This is a genomic window from Jatrophihabitans sp. (assembly GCF_051960575.1).
In the GTDB taxonomy this organism is placed as follows: Bacteria; Actinomycetota; Actinomycetes; order Mycobacteriales; family Jatrophihabitantaceae; genus JBQCEE01.
Genome location: NZ_JBQCEE010000250.1, coordinates 1 through 20,721 on the forward strand (window position 1 = coordinate 1; position 20,721 = coordinate 20,721).

Genomic DNA, 20,721 nt, shown 5'->3' on the forward strand with positions numbered 1-20,721 from the left:
CCCGGCCGAGGTGAACAGGATCGACAGGAAGACCGCGGTGCCCAGCGTGCCGCCGACCTGGCGGAAGAAGGTCACCGACGACGTCGCAACGCCCATGTCGCGCGGCTCGACCGCGTTCTGCATCGCCAGCACCAGCGTCTGCATGTTCTGCCCGAGGCCGGCGCCGAACAGCACCAGGTAGAGGTCGGTCTGCCAGAGCGGGGTGTCGGCGCCGACGGTGGCGAGCAGCGACAGGCCCGCGATCAGCATGACGCAGCCGATGACCGGCAGCTTCTTGTAGTGCCCCGTGCGGGCCGTGATCTGGCCGGCGATGAGCGACGAGAACATGATGCCCAGCACCATCGGCAGGATCAGCAGGCCCGACTCGGTCGGCGAGGCGCCCTTCACGATCTGCAGGTAGAGCGGGATCGAGACCATGCCGCCGAACATGCCCAGGCCGATGATCGTCGACTGCGCCGAGCCGATGGCGAACACGCCGTTCCGGAACAACCGCAGCGGGAGCAACGCCTCGTCACCCATCCGCAACTCGACGAACACGAAGAGCGCGAGGCCGATGACGCCGACGACGTAGCAGGCGAAGGCGCCGGCGGACGCCCAACCCCAGTCACGGCCCTGCTCGGCGACGATCAGCAGCGGCACCAGGCCGAGCACGAGCGCGGACGCCCCGTACCAGTCGATGCGGTGGTCGCGGCGGTAGTGCGAGAGCTGCAGGTTGCGGCTGACCACGTAGAGCGCGAAGAAGCCGATCGGGACGTTGATGTAGAAGATCCAGCGCCAGCCGGTGACGCCGAGGACGGTGGCCTGGCCGGCGAGGAAGCCGCCGACGACCGGGCCGAGCACCGACGAGCTCGCGAAGACGGCCATCAGGTAGCCCTGGTAGCGGGCACGCTCACGGGGCGGAATGACGTCGCCGATGATCGCGAGCGCCAGCGAGAACAGACCGCCCGCGCCGATGCCCTGGAACGCCCGGAAGGCGGCCAGCATGTACATCGAGGACGAGAGCCCGCACAGGGCGGAGCCGGCGATGAAGATCGAGATGGCGAAGAGGAACAGCGGCTTGCGTCCGTAGAGGTCGGACAGCTTGCCGTACAGCGGCGTCGTGATCGTCGAGGTGATGAGGAACGCCGTCGTCACCCACGCCTGGATCGACAGGCCGTGGAGGTCGTCGCCGATCGTGCGGATCGCCGTCGCCACGATCGTCTGGTCGAGCGAGGCGAGGAACATCCCCAGCATCAGGCCGCTGAGGATCTTCATGATCTGGCCGTGCGTGAGCTCGGCGGAGGCGGATGGCGCGGGGGCGGCCTGGGTGGCGGCCATTCAGTCAGCTCCTTCGGTCGACGCGGACGGGGTCCCCGTCCGGGTCGGGATCCATTCGTGCCGGTGGGCGGTGAAATCGTGGGTGAAGCGCTCGAGGAGATCGGCGAAGGTCTGCAGCTCCTCGTCGCTCCAGTCGGCGACGAGCCGGCCGAAGTGCTGCTTGCGCAGCTCCTCGTGCTCGACGAGCACCTCGGTGGCCTTCGGGGTGAGGACGAGCAGGCTCGCGCGGCCGTCGTCGGGATCGGCGCGCCGTTCGACGAGGCCGTCGCGGACGAGCGCGGCCACCTGGCGGCTGATCGTCGACGGGTCGGCCTCCATCCGCTCGGCGAGCGCGCCGGCGCGCAGCGGCCCCTCACGGTCGAGGGCGCGCAGCACCATGCGGGACGACCACTCGACGTCGTGCGCCGCGGCGGCCATGAACTGCTGCTTCAACTTCGCGAACGCCTGGACGAGGGCGACGACGTCATCGGCGACGCGGCGGACACCGTCGCGCAGCGGCGGCGCCGCGTCATTGCGGGTGCTCACGTCGACGGGTTCCGAGACGATGGTCATGATCCTTCACTTGCGTGTGTCATACAAATAGTTGGTTGACTCAAGCATCCACCTCAGTGCGCACGGATGCAACTTCCGTGACGCACGGCACCTGAGGGCAAAACGAAACCGCGCCGCCCGGTGGGGCGACGCGGTCCGGTGGTGCAGCAGAGGTGGTGCTGGTACAGCAGCGTGTGGTGTCAGCTCTCGATCGCGGCGGTGTTGCCGTCGAGCAGCGAGCGGACCTCGGACTCACGGTAACGGCGGTGGCCGCCCAGCGTGCGGATCGAGGTGAGCTTGCCGGCCTTCGCCCAGCGCGTGACCGTCTTGGGGTCGACGCGGAACAGCGTCGCGACCTCGGACGGCGTGAGCAACGGCTCGGTGTCGGGGCGGTTACGAATCGTCGTCATGCGATGCCCCCTCCTGGGGTTTCTGTCACGAGGAGTCCTGTTCCACGTGAACGGGTCAAGTATGGGCCGCTGCGGACGCACTTCGCATGATCACGCGCTCAACTGTCCACTGTGTGCCAGGGGGGCCCGCGGTGTCCGGTTCTTCCGGGCGACAAATCGGGCTTTCCCGGCTACTTGCGGACATGCCTCACCCATGCCCATGACAGGGCCCGGCGCGGTGCGATGGTCCCGCCGCACGCGGTACGCTGGGCCCACGAGATGACAACTTCCCCGGCCGGCTCCCACGTCGCCCGACTCCGTTCGGTGCGTCGCGATCCCCGCGCCGGATGACCGCGTGAGCGAGGGGGTCGAGCCATGGGGCGCGGCCGTGCCAAGGCAAAGCAGCAGAAAGTGGCTCGGGAGCTGAAGTACAGCACCCACAACACCGATCTGACTGCTCTCCAGCGAGAGCTCGGCGGCTATCCGTCGAGCCCGTCGGAGTCCACCGACGACGTCGAGAGCGACGATGAGGACTACGACGAGTACGACGACTGGGCAGGCCACTCGCGCTGAGGGCGCCGGGCGCTCCCGACTCCGATACGGCGTTCTCGTGCCACCCGGCTCGACGGCCGGATGGCACGCAATCACCGGGTAGCCGAAAGGCCCTGGTAGGTCCCGACCAAGGTCACTTGACCGGTGCCGGGGGTGATCGTCCCGAGGGTCCAGGCCGGCACGCCGCGCTCGGCGAGCAGTCGCAGCGCGTCCTCGGACCGGTGCGCCGGGACGACCGCGACCATCCCGACGCCGAGGTTGAGGGCCAGCTCGAGGTCGGCGAGCGGCACGTCGCCCGCCTGCTGCACCAGGGCGAAGACGGGCGGCACCGTCCAGGTGTCGCGCTGGACGACGGCGTCGACCGTGGGCGGCAGCACCCGCACGAGGTTGCCCGCGAGCCCGCCACCGGTGATGTGGGCGAACGCCCGCGCCTCCACCTCCGCCGCGAGGGCGAGGCAGTCCTGCGCGTAGATGCGGGTCGGGGTCAGCAGTACGTCACCGAGCGTGTCGCCGCCGAGCAGGTCGGGACGCGACCCAAGGTCGAGCCCGGCCTGCTGCAGCAGCACGTGCCGGACGAGCGAGTAGCCGTTGGAGTGCAGGCCGCTCGACGCCATGGCGATCAGCACGTCGCCGGCCTGCACCCGGTCGGCGCCGAGCACGGCGTCGGCGTTGACGACGCCGACGCCCGTCCCACTGATGTCGTACTCGTCCGGGGCCATGACGCCGGGGTGCTCGGCCGTCTCGCCGCCGACGAGGGCGCAGCCGGCCCGCACGCAACCCTCGGCGATGCCGCCGACGATCGCCGCGATCTTCTCGGGCACGACCTTACCGGTGGCGATGTAGTCGGAGAGGAACAGCGGCTCGGCGCCGACGACGACCAGGTCGTCGACCACCATGGCGACGAGGTCGATGCCGATGGTGTCGTGCCGGTCGAGGGCCTGCGCGATCGCGAGCTTCGTGCCGACCCCGTCGGTCGAGCTGGCGAGCACCGGCTGCGGCCACCGCGCCAAATCGAGCTGGAAGAGGCCGGCGAACCCGCCCAGGCCACCGAGCAGTTCCGGCCGCGCGGTGCGGCGCACCGAGGCCTTCATCAGCTCGACCGCGCGGTCGCCCGCGGCGATGTCGACGCCCGCCCGGGCGTAGGCGTCGGTACTGGCGGGGCTCGGCGGCTGCTCGCTCACGGGCGGGTGAGGGCGTCGGCGGCGCCGTAGCTCTCGGCGTGCTCCGGCTCGCGTCCGACGACCGGCAGCGTCCCGGGCACGTGCTTGCCGATGCTCTCGAGCACGTGCTTGCCGACGACCTCGGGCAGCTCGATCGGGTACTCGCCGTCGAAGCAGGCGCGGCACAGACGTGTCTTCGGCTGCTCGCTGGCCGCCACCAACGCGTCGAGCGAGACGTAGCCGAGCGAGTCGGCGCCGATGAGCCGCCGCACGCCCTCGGTGTCGAGACCGTTCGCGGCGAGCTCGGCACGCGAGGCGAAGTCGATGCCGTAGAAGCAGGGCCACTTGATCGGCGGGCTCGAGATGCGCACGTGCACCTCGAGCGCGCCTGCCTCGCGCAGCATGCGCACCAGTGCCCGCTGGGTGTTGCCGCGCACGATCGAGTCGTCGACGACCACGAGCCGCTTACCGCGGATGACGTCGCGCAGCGGGTTGAGCTTGAGCCGGATGCCGAGCTGCCGGATCGTCTGGGACGGCTGGATGAACGTGCGTCCGACGTAGGAGTTCTTCACCAGGCCGATGCCGTAGGGGATCCCCGACTCCTCGGCGAAGCCGATCGCGGCCGGTGTGCCCGACTCGGGCACCGGGATCACGAGGTCGGCCTCGACCGGGTGCTCCTTCGCCAGCCGGCGCCCGACCTCGACGCGGGCCGAGTGCACGCTGCGCCCGGCGATCGTCGTGTCGGGACGCGCGAGGTACACGTACTCGAACAGGCAGCCCTTGGGCTTGGGCGTCGCGAACGACTGCGAGCGCAGCCCGTCGTCGTCGATGGCGAGCAGCTCCCCCGGCTCGACCTCGCGCACGAACTGCGCGCCCACGATGTCGAGGGCGGCGGTCTCGGACGTGACGACCCAGCCACGCTCGAGCCGGCCGAGCACGAGCGGGCGGACGCCCTGCGGGTCGCGCGCGGCGTACAGCGTCGTCTCGTCCATGAAGATGAGCGAGAAGGCGCCCTCGAGCTTCGGCAGCACCTCCATCGCCGCCTGCTCGACGCTGACGTCGGGCCGCGCGGCGAGCATGGCGGTGAGCAGGTCGCTGTCGGTCGTGGCGCTGCCGGCGGTGATGCCGTCGGCACGGGCCTGGGCGGCGAGTTCGGCCGTGTTCACCAGGTTGCCGTTGTGCCCGAGTGCGAGGCCGGTGCCGGCGGGGGTGGTGCGGAAGTTCGGCTGCGCGTTCTCCCACGTCGTCGACCCGGTGGTCGAGTAGCGGGTGTGGCCGACGGCGAGGTGGCCCTGCAGCGTCTGCAGTGTCGACTCGTCGAAGACCTGCGAGACGAGCCCGAGATCCTTGTAGACGACCATGCTCGAGCCGTCGCTGACGGCCATGCCCGCGGCCTCCTGGCCGCGGTGCTGCAGGGCGTAGAGCCCGAAGTAGGTGAGCTTGGCGACCTGCTCCTCCGGGGCCCAGACACCGAAGACGCCGCACGCGTCCTGAGGGCCCTTGTCCTCTCCCGGAAGGAGGTCATGGTTGAGCAGTCCGTCACCGCGCGCCACGGATCCGAGGGTACAGGTGAGGGCCGACACAGCAGTGCCGACGAGGCCGACTCGTCCGCCCTACGACAGCAGCGGAAGCCAGGTGCTGAGGTCGGCGCGGGTGCCGCTGGCGCGGACGCGTGCGGCGGCGACGGCGGCGGCGAAGGGCTCGCGTCCGGTGGCGAGGCGGAGCCAGGTGAGCGGGTCGGTCTCAGTGACGTTGGGCGGGGTGCCGCGGGTGTGGCGGGGGCCCTCGATCACCTGCACGGCGACGAACGGGGGCACCCGCAGCTCGACCGAGCGTCCCGGGGCCTTCGCGGCCAGGATCTCGGCGAGCGCACGCACGGCGGCGGCCAGCGCCGGGCGGTGCAGCGCGATCGGCTCGCGGTCGGGCAGCGAGCGGTTGAGGTCGTCGGTGTGCACGACCACCTCGACGAGCCGGGTGGTCACCCAGTCCTGGGCGGTGGTGGGGCCGCGTCCGCCCATGACCACCGTCTTCGGCGCGACGCCGTCGGCGGCCGCCGTGATCGCGTCGGTGTCGCGCAGTTCCGTGAGCAGGTCGCCGATCGGTGCGGCGGCCACCCGCTCGGTGCCCTCGGCGATCTCGCCGGCGGCCGGGCGGTACCGGGCGACGAACTCGGCGAGCGGCACCGGCCGGTCGTCGATGCGGTCGGCGAGCCGCTTCACCAGGCCGCGGCGCATGAACGCGAGGTGCCCGACGAGGGTGTGCACCGTCCAGTCGCCGAGCACCGACGGCGCGGCCAGCTCGTCCGGCGTCAACGTCGCGACCCAGCCGGTGACCAGCTGCAGCTGGCCGACGAAGGCGTCGACGCCGGTGAGCCGTGCCGGGGGCACGCGGCTACGCCTCGAAGCGGCTCGGCAGGGTCGCCGTCCAGACCTCGCGGAGCTCGGCCAGCGGCACGCTGAACTGCCCCTGCACCTCCAGCGCCCCCGACGCCTTGTCGATGACGCCGATGCGCAGGTGCGGCAGCCCGCGGGAGGCGCACATGTCGGTGAAGCGCACCTCCTCGCTACGCGGCACCGACACCACGGCGCGACCGGTCGACTCGCTGAACAGCGCGACGAAGGGGTCGAGCTCCTCGGGCAGCACGACGCGGGCGCCGGTGTCGCTGCGCAGGCAGGCCTCGACGAGGGCCTGCGCGAGGCCGCCCTCGCTCAGGTCGTGGGCCGAGTCGATGAGGCCGTCGCGCGAACTGTTGATGAGGACGTCGGCCAGCAACTGCTCGCGCGCGAGGTCGACCCGCGGCGGCGTGCCGCCGAGGTGGCCGTGCACCGCGTACGCCCACTCGGAGCCGCCGAACTCGTCGCGGGTGTCACCGAGCAGGTACAGCTGGGCGCCGTCGGTCTCGAACGCCTGCCTGGTGCGGCGGCTGACGTCGTCGATCACGCCGAGCACGCCGATCACCGGGGTGGGCAGGATCGGGGTGGCGCCGGTCTGGTTGTAGAAGCTCACGTTGCCGCCGGTGACCGGGGTGCCGAGCGCCAGGCAGCCGTCGGCCAGGCCACGCACGGCCTCGCTGAACTGCCACATGACGCCGGGATCCTCAGGCGAGCCGAAGTTCAGGCAGTTCGTGACCGCCAACGGACGCGCACCGGTGGTCGCGACGTTGCGGTACGCCTCGGCGAGCGCCAGCTGCGCGCCGGCGTACGGGTCGAGGCGGGTGTACCGGCCGTTGCCGTCGGTGCTGATGGCGACGCCGCGCGTGGTCGACTCGTCGAGGCGGATGAGGCCGGCGTCCTCGGGCTGGGCGAGCACGGTGTTGCCGAGCACGTAGCGGTCGTACTGGTCGGTGACCCAGCTGCGGTCGGCGAGGTTCGGCGACCCGACCAGCTGCAGCAGCGTGGCGCGCAGGTCGTCGCCGGTCGCCGGGCGGGGCAGCGTCGCGGGGTCGTCGCGGGTGATGAGCAGCTGGTCGGCGGGCTCGCCGATCGTCCGCTCGTAGACCGGGCCCTCATTGGCGGCCGTGCGCGGCGGCAGGTCGACGATGAGTTCGCCCCGCCACGTCATGCGCAGCCGGCCGGTGTCCGTGACCGTGCCGATGACGGTGGCGAGCACGTCCCACTTGCGGCAGACGGCCAGGAACGCGTCGAGCTTGTCCGGCTCGACGACCGCCATCATCCGTTCCTGCGACTCGGACATCAGGATCTCTTCGGGCCGCAGCGTGGGGTCGCGCAGCGGGACGAGGTCGAGGTCGACGTCCATGCCGCCGGTGCCGCCCGCGGCGAGCTCGGTGGTCGCGCACGAGATGCCGGCGGCGCCGAGGTCCTGGATGCCGGTCACGAGGTCGGCCGCGAAGATCTCGAGGCAGCACTCGATGAGCACCTTCTCGGCGAACGGGTCGCCGACCTGCACGGCCGGGCGCTTGCGCTCACCCTCCTCCTCGAAGGTGGCGGACGCGAGCACCGACGCCCCGCCGATGCCGTCGCCGCCGGTGCGGGCGCCGAAGAGCACGACGTGGTTGCCGGGGCCGTCCGCCTTCGCGAGCTTGATGCCGTCGGCGCGCATGACGCCGACGCACAGGGCGTTGACGAGCGGGTTGCCGAGGTAGCTCTCGTCGAAGAAGACCTCGCCGCCGATGTTCGGCAGGCCGAGGCAGTTGCCGTAGCCGCCGACGCCGGCGACGACGCCGGGCAGCACGCGGGCGGTGTCGGGGGCGTCGATCGGGCCGAAGCGCAGGCTGTCGAGCACCGCGACCGGCCGTGCACCCATGGTGAGGATGTCGCGCACGATGCCGCCGACGCCGGTGGCCGCCCCCTGGTAGGGCTCGACGTAGCTCGGGTGGTTGTGCGACTCGATCTTGAAGGTGACCGCCCACCCGTCACCGACGTCGACGACGCCCGCGTTCTCACCCATGCCGACCAACAACACATCGGTCTTCGGGGCCTTCTCGCCGAACTGGCGCAGGTGCACGCGGCTCGACTTGTACGAGCAGTGCTCGCTCCACATCACCGAGTAGATGGCGAGCTCGGAACTGGTGGGACGTCGCCCGAGGATTGCGCGGATGCGCGCATATTCGTCGTCGGCGACGCCGAGCTCCTTGAACGGCTGCTCGTGCTCGGGCGTCTTCTTCGCGATGGCGACGGTGTCGACGTGTGTGTGGCCGGCGGTCATGCGGGGACCCCGATCAGGGACGTGAAGAAGCCGAGCCCGTCGGTGCCGGGTCCGGTGAGCGCCTCGACGGCGTGCTCGGGGTGCGGCATCAGCCCGACGACGTTGCCGGCCGCGTTGGTGATGCCGGCGATGCCGCGGTAGCTGCCGTTGGGGTCGTCGCCGAGGTAGCGCACCACGACGCGTCCCTCGGCCTCGAGCTCGTCGAGCGTGCGCTCGTCGGCGACGTAGCCGCCCTCGCCGTTCTTCAGCGGGATGACGATCTCGTCGCCGGCGCGGTAGGCGTTCGTCCAGGCCGTCGTCGCGTTCTCGACGCGCAGCCGCTGATCGCGGCAGACGAACTTGCGGCGGCTGTTGCGGATCAGCGCGCCGGGCAGCAGGTGGGCCTCGCAGAGCACCTGGAAGCCGTTGCAGATGCCGAGCACGGGCAGCCCGTCGCGGGCGGCAGCGACGATCGAGTCCATCACCGGCGCGAAGCGGGCGATTGCGCCGCAGCGCAGGTAGTCGCCGTAGCTGAAGCCGCCGGGCAGGATCACCGCGTCGACCCCGTGCAGGTCGGGGTCGGCGTGCCAGAGGGCGACGGCTTCGGCGCCGGCGACCCGGGCGGCGCGTGCTGCGTCCCGGTCGTCGAGGCTGCCGGGGAAGGTGACGACACCGATGCGGGTTGGCACCCGCCCAATCTACCGGCGGCTCAGAGCCGGGTGATGCGGTAGTTCTCGATGACCGGGTTGGCCAGCAGCGTGTCGGCCAGCCGCTCGAGCTGCTCGTCGGTGACCGAGTCGTCGACCTCGAGCTCGAAGTGCTTGCCCTGCCGGACGTCGGAGACGCCGTCGATGTGCAGCCGGCCGAGCGCCCCGACGATCGCCTGGCCCTGGGGGTCGAGGATCTCGGGCTTCAGTACGACGTCGACGACCACGCGGGCCACAGCGGTTCCTCTCCTCGTCCGGCGCCGGAAGCCTATCCAGCGGGTCGGCGGCCGGGTCAGGTCGGTACGGTTGGCCCACGGACGGACGCCGCGAGCAATCGACGAGGGAGCGCATGGGCGCCGAGGGCAGGGCACACGCGCGCCGCCTGGCGAAGCGCCTCAACGCCGCGCTCTGCCGCCGCACCGGCTACGAGTTCCACCGGGTCGACGACCGTCCCGACGACACGCTCCCCCCGCTCGATCCCGCCGTCGTCGCCGCGACGCGTGCCGCGAACAGCGAGCGGAAGCTGGTGCGTCCGGCGTTCATCCTGTCGAGCGTGCGGTCGGGGTCGACCCTGCTGCGGCTCGTCCTCGACACGCACTCGCAGCTCTACGCGCCGCACGAGCTGCACCTGCGCAGCGTGCAGGTGCGGTTGGCGAACTCGTACGCGGCGCGGGCGATGGCCGAGCTGGGGTCCGACGAACTCGACCTGCAGTTCCTGCTGTGGGACCGGCTGCTGCACCGTGAGCTGGTCAAGCACGGCAAGCAGCAGCTGGTGAACAAGACGCCGAGCGACGCGCTGATCTGGGAGCGGATCGTGCAGTGCTGGCCCGACGCGCGCTTCATCTTCCTGCTGCGCGACCCGGGCGCGGTCGTCGAGTCGTGGCACCGGGCCCGGAAGAGCTGGAGCCGTTCGGCCATCGAGGCGGACGTGCACCGCTACATGGCCGCGGTCGAGGACGCACGGCGGCGCCGCGGGGGGCTCACCGTGCGGTACGAGGAGTTCACCGCCGACCCCGAGCGCGAGAGCCGGCGACTGTGCGAGTACCTCGGGGTGCCGTTCGAACCGGCGATCCTCGACTACGGTCGCGGCGAGCACGGGTCGCTGCGTGCGGGCCTCGGCGACTGGAGCGCCCGGATCAAGTCGGGCACCATCCAGCCGGCGCGCGCCGTCGACGACGTCGAACTGGGGCCCGAGCTGCAGCAGCTGGCCCGGATCTGGGAGTACCGATCGTGAGCAGTCCGTCCGACGCCGTCCCGTCGCCCGACGCGCCGTTCTTCAGCGTCATCGTGCCGGTGCACAACGTGCGCGCCTACCTGCGCGAGAGCCTGGCCTCCGTGCTCGGGCAGTCGTTCGGCGACCTCGAGCTGATCGCGATCGACGACGCGTCGCCGGACGGCAGCGGCGAGATCCTCGACGAGGTCGCCGCCACCGACGACCGCATGCGGGTGGTGCACCTCGAGCACAACGTCGGCCTCGGGCCGGCGCGCAACGTCGGGCTCGACCACGCCCGCGGCCGGTACCTCCTCTTCCTCGACAGCGACGACACGATGACGCCGGGCGCCCTCGCGGCGACGAAGCAGCGCATCGACGACACCGGCGAACCCGACATCGTGTTCTTCGACTACGCCCGCACCTACTGGTGGGGCGCGGTGAACCGCAACGTCATGGCACCGGTGATCCAGCGGGCGAAGGACGACCTCTTCACCATCGACAAGCACCCGGACCTGCTCAAGGTGCTGATGGTCGTGTGGAACAAGGCCTACCGCCGCGACTGGGTGACCGAGCGCGGACTGCGCTTCCACCCGGGTTACTACGAGGATCTGCCCTGGACGTACCCGGCGCTGCTGTCGGCCTCGCGCATCGCGGTGCTCGACCGGGTGAACGTGCACTACCGCCAGCGGCGGCACGGCAACATCCTGCGCAGCCGCAACGAGAAGCACTTCGACGTCTTCGACCAGTACCGGCGCATCTTCGACCACATCGACGCGCACCCGGACCTCGAGCGGTGGCGCGGGTTCATGTTCGACCGCATGCTCGCGCACTACCTGTCGATCATGCGGGCGAAGAACCGGCTCGTGCGATCGCAGTACCACGCCTGGTTCGAGCGGATCGTCGACGCCTACCGCACACTGCAGCCGGCCGGGTACAGCCCGCCGCGTGGGCGGGCCGGGGCGAAGCTGCAGGCGATCCGCACCGGCAACTATCCGGCCTTCCTGGCGGCGCACTACGCCGGCAGCGCGGTGCGGAGGGCCAGGAGCCCCGAGACGAAGGAGCGCGTGCGCCAGGCGAAGCGCTCGGTGATCCTCGGCTACTACGCCGCGCAGCGGAAGCAGCCCATCGACGAGCACCTCGCGGTGTACTCGGCGCAGTGGAGCACGGCGTACACCGGCAACCCGCGCGCCATCTACGAGCAGGCGAAGCGGTTCGCGCCGGACGTGCAGGGCGTCTGGGTCGTGAAGCGGGACGAGCGGGCGGTCATCCCCGACGGTGTGCCGGTCGTCCTGCAGGGCGGCTTCCCGTACTACCGCGCCATGGCCCGCGCGAAGTACTTCTTCAACGACGTGAACTTCGACGACGACATCGTCAAGCGGCCCGGGCAGGTGCACGTGCAGACCAAGCACGGCACCCCGCTGAAGAAGATGGGCCTCGAGCTGCAGGACCACCCGGTGGGTGCGGCGGGCATGCGGTTCCGGGCGCTGCTGCAGCGGTCGGACCGGTGGGACTACGTGATCTCGTCCAACCGGCACTCGAGCGAGGTCTGGGAACGCTCGTTCCCCTGCGACTACGTGACCCTCGAGACCGGCTACCCGCGCAACGACCGGCTGGTGCTGGCGACGCCGGCCGAGCGCGCCGAGCTGCGGGCGAGGTTCGGCATCGGCGACGGCGTGAAGGCGATCCTCTACGCGCCGACGTTCCGCGACTGGTCGCGCAAGACGTTCACGCCGCCGGTCGACCTGGCGCAGCTGGCCGAGGCGCTCGGCGACGGCTGGACGATCTTCGTCCGCACGCATTACCTGACCGAGGGCGACGCGAGCCTGGCGCGGCTGACGAAGCGCGGCCTGATCCGGGACGCGACCGCCGAGCCCGACCTCGAGGGGCTCATGATCGCCTCGGACGTGCTGCTGACCGACTACTCGTCCATCCAGTTCGACTACGCCAACCTCGACCGGCCGATCGTGATCTACGCCGACGACTGGGCGCAGTACGCCGAACTGCGCGGCGTCACCTTCGACCTGTTGGCGTCGCCGCCGGGGGTCGTCGCGCAGGACATGCCCGCGCTGATCGACGCGTTCACCAGCGGCCGCTGGGCGGGGCCCGACGCGACCGACCTGCGGAAGGCGTTCGCCCGGCGCTTCTGCCCCTGGGACGACGGGCACGCCGGTGAGCGGGTGATCGCCCGGGTCATGGGCGACAGCGTGGCGCGCACCGACGTGCACTCGACCGGCGTGGCCGAGCTGGAGGAGATGCCGGAGGCCGACGCCACCCCTGAGCTGGGCGACGTCGACCCGGCCTGACGGCTACTTCCAGCCGAGCTTCTTCAGCGCCGACAGGCCGACCGTGAGCACCTTGGCGAAGGCGGCGTCGCTGATGCCGGGCGGCGCGGCGATGTTGGTGATGCGCTGGCGCGCCACCGTCTGCGCCTCAGTGTACTTCAGCAGGCCCTCGCTGCCGTGCCGGCGACCGAGGCCGGAAGCCCCCATGCCGCCCATCGGCGCGTCGACCGATCCCCACGCGGCGGCGAAGGCCTCGTTGAGATTCACCGTGCCGGCGTGCAGGCGCGCCGCCAGCTCGTAGCCGCGGCGGGTGTCCTTCGTCCAGATGCTGGCGTTGAGGCCGTACTCGGTGTCGTTGGCGCGCGTGATCGCGTCCTCGACGTCGGTGAAGCGGTAGATCGAGACCAGCGGCCCGAAGGTCTCCTCCGCGTAGCACTGCGCACTCGGCGGGGTGTCGACCAGCACGGTCGGCTCGAAGAACATCGGCCCGAGGTCCGGGCGGGCGCGGCCACCGGCGAGCACGGTGGCGCCGTGCGCGACGGCGTCGTCGACGTGCGCCTGCACGACCTCGACCTGCGTGGTCGAGGTCAGCGACCCCATCGTCATGCTGTAGTCGTAGGCGGCGCCGAGCTTCATGTCCTTGACCGCCTGCACGAAGGCGGGCACGAACCGGTCGTAGATGCCGTCCTGCACGTACATGCGCTCGATCGAGATGCAGAGCTGGCCGCTCGAGCTGAAACAGGCGCGCACGGCGCCCTCGACGGCGCGGTCGAGGTCGGCGTCGTCGAGCACGAGCATCGCGTTCTTGCCGCCGAGCTCCATCGACGAGCTGATCAGCCGGGCGGCGGCCTGCGCGGCGACGCTGCGGCCGCTCGCGGTCGAGCCGGTGAACATGAGGTAGTCGCCGCGGCCGATGAGCGTGTCGCCGATGACCGAGCCGCGGCCGAGCACGACCTGCCAGACGTCGGTGGGCAGGCCGGCCTCGCGGGCCAGCGCCAGCACCCACAGCGCGGTGAGCGCGGTCTGGTTGTCGGGCTTCTGCACGACGGTGTTGCCGGCCAGCAGGGCCGGGATCGTATCGCCGCCGGCCAGCGCGAGCGGGTAGTTCCAGGGCGAGATGATCGTGACGACGCCCTTCGGGTGACGCAGCTCGCGGGCGGCGGTGAGCCCGGGCAGCATGCCGTTGCGGCGCTGCGGCTCGAGCAGCTTCGCGGCGGTGCGCGCGTAGTAGCGGGCGGTGTTGGCGACGTCGGCGACCTCGAGGAAGGCGTCGCGGCGCGACTTGCCGTTCTCGGCCTGGACGAGGTCGAGGATCTCGTCCTGCCGCTGCAGCACGAGGTCGTGCAGGCGCAGGAAGACCGCCGCCTTCTGCTTCACCGGCACGGCGGCCCAGGCGCTCTGCGCGGCGCGGGCGCGGGTGAAGGCCTGCTCGACATCCTCGACGGTGCACTGCGGCAGCGTGCCGAGCGAGGTGCCCGTGTACGGGGCGGTGACCTCGACCGGAGTCCCGGAAGCGGGCCGGACGAGGTCGGTCAGCGCCGCCGCCCGGCCGGACGTGACGATCTCGGGCAGCAGTCCGGACAGCGCGCGCAGCGGCCGGGTCTGGGTGGCGGTCATGCGTCCATAATGAACCGGGGTCAATAGCGGGCGCAAACCCGGGCCGGTACACCGCGAGGATCTCGGGAGAACCCCTGCCCTGGGCCGGGTTTCCCCGAGATCATCGCGGTCGGGGGTCGGCGATAGCGTGGGCGCGTGGCTGCCGAGGAACCGACGATCCTGGCGACGTCCGGTGGGTTGCGGCCTGGGCGCCGCACGCGCTTCGAGTTCGCGCCGCTGACCGAGTACGCGATCGAGCTGGCCGGGGTGTCCGGACGCGCGCCGCGGATCTGCTTCGTGACGACCGCCATGGGCGACAACCCGGCCGTCGTCGCCGGGCTGTACGAGGCGGCGTCCGAGCGCGGGGTCGTGGCGTCGCACCTCGCGGCGTTCCCGATGCCGAACCTCGCGGACGTGACCGCGCATCTGCTCGACCAGGACGTCGTGTGGGTCTACGGCGGCAGCGTCGCCGGACTGCTCGCGATGTGGCGGCTGCACGGGTGGGACGACGCGATGCGGCGGGCGTGGCAGGCGGGCGTCGTGCTCACCGGCGTCTCGGCGGGTTCGATCTGCTGGCACATCGGCGGCACCACCGACTCGTTCGGGCCCGACCTGCGGCCGGTGACGGACGGGCTCGGCCTGCTGCCGTTCAGCAACGGTGTCCACTACGACTCGGAGGAGCAGCGGCGGCCGCTGTTCCAGCGCCTGATCGGCGACGGGACGCTGCCCGCCGGCTACGCCACCGACGACGGCGCGGGCGTGCTCTACCGCGGCGATCGGTTCGCCGAGGCGGTCGCCGAGACGCCCGACGCCGGCGCGTACGTCGTCACGGCCGGGCCGGGCGGCGCGGTCGAGACGGCGCTGGACGTGCGCCGCCTCTGAGGTCGCGTCAGTCGCGTCAGGACCGCAGCTGCTGCAGCGCGGCGGCGGTGCGCTCGAGTTCGTCCAACGTCGTCCTCGCGGACGCGTCGACGATCTCGGTCGGGGCGAAGACGCCGTCGTCGCCGAGCATCGTCCTGACCATCGGGATCATGATGACGTCGTTGATCGGCCACATGCGCAGGGCGAGCAGCACCGGCTTCAACGCCTGTTGCGCCCGCATGCCGCCGCTGACGCCGCCGTAGCTGATGAGCGCGACCGGCTTGTTCGCCCACTCGCGGTTGAGGAAGTCGAGCGCGTTCTTGAGCGGCGCGGTGTAGCTGTGGTTGTACTCGGGCAGCACGAACGCGATCGCGTCGGCCGAGGCGACGGTCTCGCTCCAGGCCTTGGTGTGGTCGTGCACGTACTTGCCGGTCATCGGGTGGTTCGGCTCGTCGAAGAACGGCAGGTCGACGGTGGCGAGGTCGGCGACCTCGATCTCGAAGCCGCCGTGCTCCTTGGCCCGGTCGACGAACCAGTCGGTGATCGCCGGGCCGATGCGGCCGGGGCGGGTGCTGGCGGTGACGACGAGCAGCTTCACTTCGATCTCCAGGCGTGATCCGGGGGCGTTGACGCGTCAACAGCAGGCGTCGCCCGGAGCATTCCCGAGCGCGCAGCGGCTCAACCCGGCCAGTCGGCGAAGCGCAGCCCGGTGAGCCGCTCGTACGCCTCGACGTACCGGTCGCGGGTGGCCGCCACGACCTCGTCGGGCAGCGGAGGCGGCGGGGTGTCGCTCGCGCGGTCCCAGCCGGACTCGGCCGACAGCAGCCAGTTGCGCACGTACTGCTTGTCGTAGCTCGGCTGCGCGTGCCCGGGCTCCCACTGGTCGGCGGGCCAGAACCGGCTCGAGTCGGGCGTGAGCACCTCGTCGGCGAGCACGAGCTCGCCGGTCTGCGGGTCGCGTCCGAACTCGAACTTGGTGTCGGCGAGCAGGATGCCGCGGGCCGCTGCAATCTCGGCGGCGCGGCCGTAGATGTCGAGCGTGAGGTCGCGCAGCTCGGCCGCCGTCTGCTCGCCGACCTCGGCGACGACCGCCTCGAAGGACACGTTCTCGTCGTGCTCGCCGAGCGCCGCCTTCGTGGCGGGGGTGAAGATCGGCACGGGCAGGCGGTCGCCGTCGACGAGCCCGGGCGGCAGTTCGATGCCGCAGACCGTGCCGGTGGCGTTGTAGTCGAGCAGCCCCGAACCGGTGAGGTAGCCGCGGGCGACGGCCTCGACCGGCAGCATGTCGAGCGAGTGGCAGACCATCGCGCGTCCGCGCCACTCGACCGGGATCACCGGGTCGTCGACGCTGATGAGGTGGTTGCGCACGGGCAGCTGCGCGAACCACCACACGGTCATCGCGGTGAGGATGCGTCCCTTGTCCGGCACCCCGGGGTCGAGCACGAAGTCGAACGCCGAGATGCGGTCGCTCGCGACCATCAGCAGCCGGCCGTCGTCGAGCCGGAAGAGGTCGCGGACCTTGCCGCTGTGCAGGTGGGTCATGCCGGCCGGTGCGTCCACGCGGCGAGTCTGGCAGATGCCGTCAGGCCGGCGGGTCGGGTGGCCGCGTCAGGAACGGCTGCGCCGCGAGGGCGAGCGCCTCGTCGTACTCGGCGGCGCGCTGGGCCGGCGGGATCGAGATGTGACCGGACAGTTCGAGGCTGACCATGCCGTGTGCGACGGCCCACAGGTGCAGCGCGATCCGCTCCGGGTCACCGGTGAACAAGCCCTGCTCGACCGCCATCCGGACGCCCTCGACGAGCGGTGCGCACGAGGCGTCCGCCGCCTTGCCGTCCTCCTCGGTCGGGACGAAGCCGAGCGGGGGTGGTCCGAACATCAGCGCGTACAGGTGCGGGTTGGCCAGCGCGAAGGCGCGATAGCAGCGGCCGACCCCTTCGAGCGGGTCGGCGGAGTCGGCCGCCGCGGCCACCTGCTCGCCGAGCCGGCGGAACCCCTCGCGGTGCATGGCCGCCAGCAGGCCCTGCTTGTCGCCGAAGCGGGTGTAGACGGCCATCGTCGACGTGCCGACGGCCGCGGCGAGCTTGCGCAGGGTGAGCCCGGCCGAGCCCTGCTCGGCCAGCATCTGCGCACCGACGTCGATGAGCCGCGCGGCCAGTTCACCGTTGACGTCCACCACGCCGCGAACTATAACAACGTTATGAGCAGCTGGCGGCCGCCGTTCGGGGTCGTGGTGTCGGCCGTCGAGGTGGGCGTCGCGCTCGTCGTCTTCCAGGTCGCGCGTGCCGCCGGCGCGGGCGACGTCGGCGCCTACCTGCTGTCGACGGCTGGGCCGCTGCTCGGCGCCGTCCTGGTGTGGCGGCGGGCGCGCGCCCTGAACGGCGCGTCCGTCGCGATCCTCTGCTTCGCCCTGCTGTCGGCGGTCACCGCGCTGATCGGTGGCCACGACGCGAGCGTGCTGCTCTACAAGGACGCCGGCGTCACGGGCGCGATCGGACTGCTCTTCGCGGCGTCGCTGCTGCTGTCGCGTCCGCTCGCGTTCCACTTCGGCCAGCGGTTCTGGACCGACGGCAGCGCGGCCGGCATGCGTGCGTGGTCGGCGCTCTGGTCGGCGCCGGAGTTCCGTCGCGCGAACCGGCTGGTGACCGTCGTGTGGGCGGTCGTGCTGCTCGGCCAGGCTGTCGCACAAGGGGTGGTCGTGCACCACACGGACGTCGGTACCGCCTTCCTCTGGACGCAACTGTTGCCGTGGGTCGCGACCGGCATCGCGGTCGCCGGCACGTTGGCGATCGGACGGTGGTGCACGAGCCGGCTCGAGGCCACCGCCGTCAGCTGACCGCGGTGCCCGCGATGTGGGTGTTGAACGGCAGGAAGGCCGAGTGGATGCGGTAGCGCTGCAGCTCGACGCTCGCGAAACCGGCCGACTCGATGACACTCGCGAGGTCGCGCTCGCACGAGCAGCCCTCGAAGACCCACGCCCACGGACGCCGCAACAGCCGTTGAGCCCACCTGGTGGGCGTGCGCCTCCGGGCGACCACATGCTCGGCGAAGCTGAACCGGCCGCTTGGGCGAAGGATGCGCCGTACCTCGGCCACGACGGCGGCGGGGTCCGACACCGAGCAGAGCACGAGGCTCGAGATCACGGCGTCGACGCTGGCGTCGGGCAGGTCGATGCGCTCGCCGACGACGTCGCGGATCTCGAGGTCGACGCCGCGACGCTGCGCCGCACGCCGCAGCCGCGGGTGCATGTGCGGGTTCGGCTCGACGGCGATGAGCCTCGCCCCCGTCGGCAGGTAGCGGAGGTTCGCGCCGGTGCCGGCGCCGAGCTCGACCACGCTGGCGGGCAGGTCGGCGAACGCGACCGCCTTGTGGCGGCGCAGGTGCCAGTGGATCAACCACCCCATGCCGCCGAAGAAGGCCGCGTTGAAGCGGCCGCGCACCGGATGGGGGGTGAACTGCGGGGCGTCGGCGTCCGGCAGCGTCGTCGTCGTCATGGCGACGATCATGTCCCCGTCACGGCACCGGCCGCAGCGGTGGAACCACGGCACTTCAGAACCACGGCACTTCGGAACCACGGCACTTCAGCTCGGCTCGCGAGCCGGCGGGTGCGTCGCGACGAACCACGCGGCGAGCTGGGCGCGCGAGCGGAGATCGAGCCGGGTGCGGATGCGCTCGACGTGCGACTCGACCGACCGTTCCGAGAGCACCAGGTGCTCGGCGATCTGACGGTTCGACCAGCCCTCGGCGACGAGAGCGGCGACCTCGAGCTGCCGGTGCGTGAGCGTTGCGGAGCGATCGGGCTCGAGCGGCGGCAGGCCGAGACCACGCCGTACCTCGCGCAGCACCACCGCGGTGTCGCCGACGAACGGCAGGTGCGACCGTCCCGGCAGCACGGTGAGCGTGGCACCGGCGATGCCCGCGGCGAGGCGTTCGCCCTCGGCCAGCGGGACAGCGCGATCGTCGCGCCGGTGCAGCACTGCCGTCGGTGCGGCGACGGCGCCGAGCAGGTCGGCGATGTCGACGGCGTAGCACTCGGCGAGCAGCCGCCGCGCGGTGGTGGCGGGGGCCGATTCGCGCTGGTAGCGGGCGAAGAGCGCCCGGAAGCCGGCGTCGGCGTCCGGCGCGAAGATGTCGGTGAGCACGTCGGACCCGAGGCCCCAGTGGTCGCGGACGAGACCGAGGATGTGCTCGCGGACGGCCGGCGTGCCGAGGCGGTCACCCTCGACCCAGCCGCCGTAGAGCACGAGACGCGAGACGGTGTGCGGGTGCTGGGCCGCCCAGGCCACCGCGAGCGGCGCGCCGAACGACGTCCCGATCAGGTCGAAGCGGTCGGCACGCGCGGCCGCGGCAACAGCGCGGATGACTTCCAGTTCGACGGCGACGGTGTCGCTGCGGTCCGTCGGGTCGGACAGTCCACAGCCCGGCCGGTCGTAGCGCACGAGCGTGCGGCCGGCGGACAACGCCTCGGCGAACGCCCGCTCGGCCGGCAGCGCCCAACCGAGCTCGAGGTGCGAGACCCAGCCGGGCACGAGGATCGCAACCGGCCCCGTGCCGGACACGGCGAAGCGCACCGTCGTCCCGTCGTCGAGGCGCGTGAGGCCGAGCCGCTGCTGCACGAGGCTAGTGTCCGCGACGGGGGACTTCGTTTCACGAGGGACGACGGAGGTCGCGGTGACGGACGGTGCTGACGACGGCGTGCGCATGATCCCGATCGAGACGCCGACGGGGCAGTTCTCGGTCTGGACGAAGCGGGTGGGCGACAACCCGCGGGTCAAGGTGCTGCTGCTGCACGGCGGGCCGGGTGCGACCCACGAGTACCTCGAGGTCTTCGAGCAGCACCTGCGTCCGGCCGGTGTGGAGTTCTTCTTCTACGACCAGCTCGGCGCGGGCAACAGCGACGCGCCGGACGAACCATCGCTGTGGGACGTCGACCGGTTCGTCGACGAGGTCGAGCAGGTGCGCGTCGCGCTCGGGCTCACGCCCGACGACTTCGTGCTGTTCGGACACTCGTGGGGCGGCATCCTCGCCATCGAGTACGCGCTCGCGCACCAGCAGGCCCTGCGCGGACTGGTCATCTCCAACATGATGGCCAGCGCGCCGGAGTACACGGCGTACGCGGAGCAGGAGCTCATCCCCCGGCTCGACCCTGCGGTGGTCGCCGAGTTGCGTGCGCTGGAGGCCGCCGGCGACTTCGGCGAGCGGTACGACGTCCTGCTCACGCCGTACTACGAGGACCACATCCTGCGCCGGCCGCAGTCGACCTGGCCGGACTCGGTGCAGCGGGCGTTCGCGCACATCAACCCGCAGATCTACATCTCGATGCAGGGGCCGAGCGAGATGGGTATGAGCCCCGATGCGCTGCTCGCGCAGTGGGACCGCGTCGCCGACCTGCCGCGCATCGAGGTGCCGACGCTCGTCATCGGCGCGGCGCACGACACGATGGACCCGGCGCACCTGCGTCGCATGGCGGAC

21 protein-coding genes are annotated in these 20,721 nt (G+C 71.6%); 6 read left to right on the forward strand and 15 right to left on the reverse strand.

What is annotated here, in order from left to right; translation table 11 throughout:
• The 3 genes from ACTHMS_RS13910 to ACTHMS_RS13920 form a co-directional block, all read right to left on the reverse strand.
• The coding region (locus tag ACTHMS_RS13910; RefSeq protein WP_440307270.1) for an MDR family MFS transporter at nt 1–1,317 on the reverse strand (1,317 nt) is incomplete at its 3' end.
• On the reverse strand, nt 1,318–1,869 hold the full coding sequence (locus ACTHMS_RS13915) for a MarR family winged helix-turn-helix transcriptional regulator (protein ID WP_440307271.1): 552 nt from the start codon (nt 1,867–1,869) through the stop codon (nt 1,318–1,320).
• A gap of 179 nt (nt 1,870–2,048) precedes the next feature.
• Nucleotides 2,049–2,258 carry a BldC family transcriptional regulator gene (locus tag ACTHMS_RS13920; RefSeq protein ID WP_440307272.1) on the reverse strand — a complete coding sequence of 70 codons (210 nt, stop codon included), beginning with the start codon at nt 2,256–2,258 and terminating at the stop codon, nt 2,049–2,051.
• Nucleotides 2,259–2,612: 354 nt separating this feature from the next.
• On the opposite strand from ACTHMS_RS13920, the gene ACTHMS_RS13925 reads away from it, so the two are divergent.
• Nucleotides 2,613–2,810, forward strand: coding sequence for a DUF3073 domain-containing protein (locus ACTHMS_RS13925; protein ID WP_440307273.1), 198 nt, complete (start codon nt 2,613–2,615; stop codon nt 2,808–2,810).
• Between the two features lie 71 nt (nt 2,811–2,881).
• Here ACTHMS_RS13925 and purM read toward each other — a convergent pair whose 3' ends face one another.
• From purM to purS, 6 genes are read right to left on the reverse strand one after another with little or no spacing between them, the layout of a single operon-like run.
• On the reverse strand, nt 2,882–3,970 hold the full coding sequence (purM, locus tag ACTHMS_RS13930) for a phosphoribosylformylglycinamidine cyclo-ligase (protein WP_440307274.1): 1,089 nt from the start codon (nt 3,968–3,970) through the stop codon (nt 2,882–2,884).
• Nucleotides 3,967–5,502: an amidophosphoribosyltransferase gene (gene purF / locus ACTHMS_RS13935; RefSeq protein ID WP_440307275.1), complete on the reverse strand. Its 1,536-nt coding sequence runs from the start codon at nt 5,500–5,502 to the stop codon at nt 3,967–3,969. The genes purM and purF overlap by 4 nt, the downstream gene beginning before the upstream one ends.
• A 60-nt stretch (nt 5,503–5,562) precedes the next feature.
• Complete coding sequence (locus tag ACTHMS_RS13940; protein WP_440307276.1) at nt 5,563–6,336, reverse strand: sterol carrier family protein; 774 nt, start codon at nt 6,334–6,336, stop codon at nt 5,563–5,565.
• Nucleotides 6,337–6,340: 4 nt separating this feature from the next.
• Nucleotides 6,341–8,614, reverse strand: coding sequence for a phosphoribosylformylglycinamidine synthase subunit PurL (gene purL / locus ACTHMS_RS13945; RefSeq protein WP_440307277.1), 2,274 nt, complete (start codon nt 8,612–8,614; stop codon nt 6,341–6,343).
• Complete coding sequence (purQ, locus tag ACTHMS_RS13950; RefSeq protein ID WP_440307278.1) at nt 8,611–9,282, reverse strand: phosphoribosylformylglycinamidine synthase subunit PurQ; 672 nt, start codon at nt 9,280–9,282, stop codon at nt 8,611–8,613. Before purQ ends, purL begins: the two co-directional genes overlap by 4 nt.
• Before the next feature lie 20 nt (nt 9,283–9,302).
• Nucleotides 9,303–9,536 (reverse strand): phosphoribosylformylglycinamidine synthase subunit PurS, encoded by a 234-nt coding sequence (gene purS / locus ACTHMS_RS13955; protein ID WP_440307279.1) that lies wholly within the window; start codon nt 9,534–9,536, stop codon nt 9,303–9,305.
• A gap of 113 nt (nt 9,537–9,649) precedes the next feature.
• On the opposite strand from purS, the gene ACTHMS_RS13960 reads away from it, so the two are divergent.
• Nucleotides 9,650–10,534, forward strand: coding sequence for a sulfotransferase family protein (locus ACTHMS_RS13960; protein ID WP_440307280.1), 885 nt, complete (start codon nt 9,650–9,652; stop codon nt 10,532–10,534).
• Nucleotides 10,531–12,816, forward strand: a complete 2,286-nt coding sequence (locus tag ACTHMS_RS13965; protein ID WP_440307281.1) for a bifunctional glycosyltransferase/CDP-glycerol:glycerophosphate glycerophosphotransferase — start codon at nt 10,531–10,533, stop codon at nt 12,814–12,816. The genes ACTHMS_RS13960 and ACTHMS_RS13965 overlap by 4 nt, the downstream gene beginning before the upstream one ends.
• 3 nt (nt 12,817–12,819) lie before the next feature.
• On the opposite strand, the gene ACTHMS_RS13970 is transcribed toward ACTHMS_RS13965, so the two are convergent.
• Nucleotides 12,820–14,412: a succinic semialdehyde dehydrogenase gene (locus ACTHMS_RS13970; protein WP_440307282.1), complete on the reverse strand. Its 1,593-nt coding sequence runs from the start codon at nt 14,410–14,412 to the stop codon at nt 12,820–12,822.
• A 135-nt stretch (nt 14,413–14,547) separates the two neighbouring features.
• On the opposite strand from ACTHMS_RS13970, the gene ACTHMS_RS13975 reads away from it, so the two are divergent.
• On the forward strand, nt 14,548–15,273 hold the full coding sequence (locus ACTHMS_RS13975; protein ID WP_440307283.1) for a Type 1 glutamine amidotransferase-like domain-containing protein: 726 nt from the start codon (nt 14,548–14,550) through the stop codon (nt 15,271–15,273).
• Nucleotides 15,274–15,289: 16 nt separating this feature from the next.
• On the opposite strand, the gene ACTHMS_RS13980 is transcribed toward ACTHMS_RS13975, so the two are convergent.
• From ACTHMS_RS13980 to ACTHMS_RS13990, 3 genes are all read right to left on the reverse strand, one after another.
• Nucleotides 15,290–15,850 carry an NADPH-dependent FMN reductase gene (locus ACTHMS_RS13980; protein ID WP_440307284.1) on the reverse strand — a complete coding sequence of 187 codons (561 nt, stop codon included), beginning with the start codon at nt 15,848–15,850 and terminating at the stop codon, nt 15,290–15,292.
• Between the two features lie 80 nt (nt 15,851–15,930).
• Nucleotides 15,931–16,794: a phosphoribosylaminoimidazolesuccinocarboxamide synthase gene (locus tag ACTHMS_RS13985; RefSeq protein WP_440307290.1), complete on the reverse strand. Its 864-nt coding sequence runs from the start codon at nt 16,792–16,794 to the stop codon at nt 15,931–15,933.
• A 40-nt stretch (nt 16,795–16,834) separates the two neighbouring features.
• Nucleotides 16,835–17,428 (reverse strand): TetR/AcrR family transcriptional regulator, encoded by a 594-nt coding sequence (locus tag ACTHMS_RS13990; RefSeq protein ID WP_440307285.1) that lies wholly within the window; start codon nt 17,426–17,428, stop codon nt 16,835–16,837.
• A gap of 21 nt (nt 17,429–17,449) precedes the next feature.
• Between ACTHMS_RS13990 and ACTHMS_RS13995 the strand changes: the two genes are divergently transcribed.
• Nucleotides 17,450–18,085 carry a VC0807 family protein gene (locus ACTHMS_RS13995; RefSeq protein WP_440307286.1) on the forward strand — a complete coding sequence of 212 codons (636 nt, stop codon included), beginning with the start codon at nt 17,450–17,452 and terminating at the stop codon, nt 18,083–18,085.
• On the opposite strand, the gene ACTHMS_RS14000 is transcribed toward ACTHMS_RS13995, so the two are convergent.
• Both ACTHMS_RS14000 and ACTHMS_RS14005 read right to left on the reverse strand, forming a co-directional pair.
• Nucleotides 18,078–18,743, reverse strand: a complete 666-nt coding sequence (locus tag ACTHMS_RS14000) for a class I SAM-dependent methyltransferase (protein WP_440307287.1) — start codon at nt 18,741–18,743, stop codon at nt 18,078–18,080. The genes ACTHMS_RS13995 and ACTHMS_RS14000 overlap by 8 nt on opposite strands.
• An 87-nt stretch (nt 18,744–18,830) precedes the next feature.
• Nucleotides 18,831–19,865, reverse strand: a complete 1,035-nt coding sequence (locus ACTHMS_RS14005; protein ID WP_440307288.1) for an alpha/beta fold hydrolase — start codon at nt 19,863–19,865, stop codon at nt 18,831–18,833.
• Between the two features lie 55 nt (nt 19,866–19,920).
• Here ACTHMS_RS14005 and ACTHMS_RS14010 point away from each other — a divergent pair.
• Nucleotides 19,921–20,721 (forward strand): proline iminopeptidase-family hydrolase (locus ACTHMS_RS14010; protein WP_440307289.1); only part of this gene is annotated, 801 nt, incomplete at its 3' end.

Coding starts and splice junctions, on each gene's coding strand:
- ACTHMS_RS13915 (WP_440307271.1), bottom strand. CDS start 1,869: ATGACCATCGTCTCGGAACCCGTCGACGTGAGCACCCGCAATGACGCG.
- ACTHMS_RS13920 (WP_440307272.1), bottom strand. CDS start 2,258: ATGACGACGATTCGTAACCGCCCCGACACCGAGCCGTTGCTCACGCCG.
- ACTHMS_RS13925 (WP_440307273.1), top strand. CDS start 2,613: ATGGGGCGCGGCCGTGCCAAGGCAAAGCAGCAGAAAGTGGCTCGGGAG.
- purL (WP_440307277.1), bottom strand. CDS start 8,614: ATGACCGCCGGCCACACACACGTCGACACCGTCGCCATCGCGAAGAAG.
- ACTHMS_RS13960 (WP_440307280.1), top strand. CDS start 9,650: ATGGGCGCCGAGGGCAGGGCACACGCGCGCCGCCTGGCGAAGCGCCTC.
- ACTHMS_RS13970 (WP_440307282.1), bottom strand. CDS start 14,412: ATGACCGCCACCCAGACCCGGCCGCTGCGCGCGCTGTCCGGACTGCTG.
- ACTHMS_RS13985 (WP_440307290.1), bottom strand. CDS start 16,794: ATGACCCACCTGCACAGCGGCAAGGTCCGCGACCTCTTCCGGCTCGAC.
- ACTHMS_RS13995 (WP_440307286.1), top strand. CDS start 17,450: ATGAGCAGCTGGCGGCCGCCGTTCGGGGTCGTGGTGTCGGCCGTCGAG.
- ACTHMS_RS14000 (WP_440307287.1), bottom strand. CDS start 18,743: ATGACGACGACGACGCTGCCGGACGCCGACGCCCCGCAGTTCACCCCC.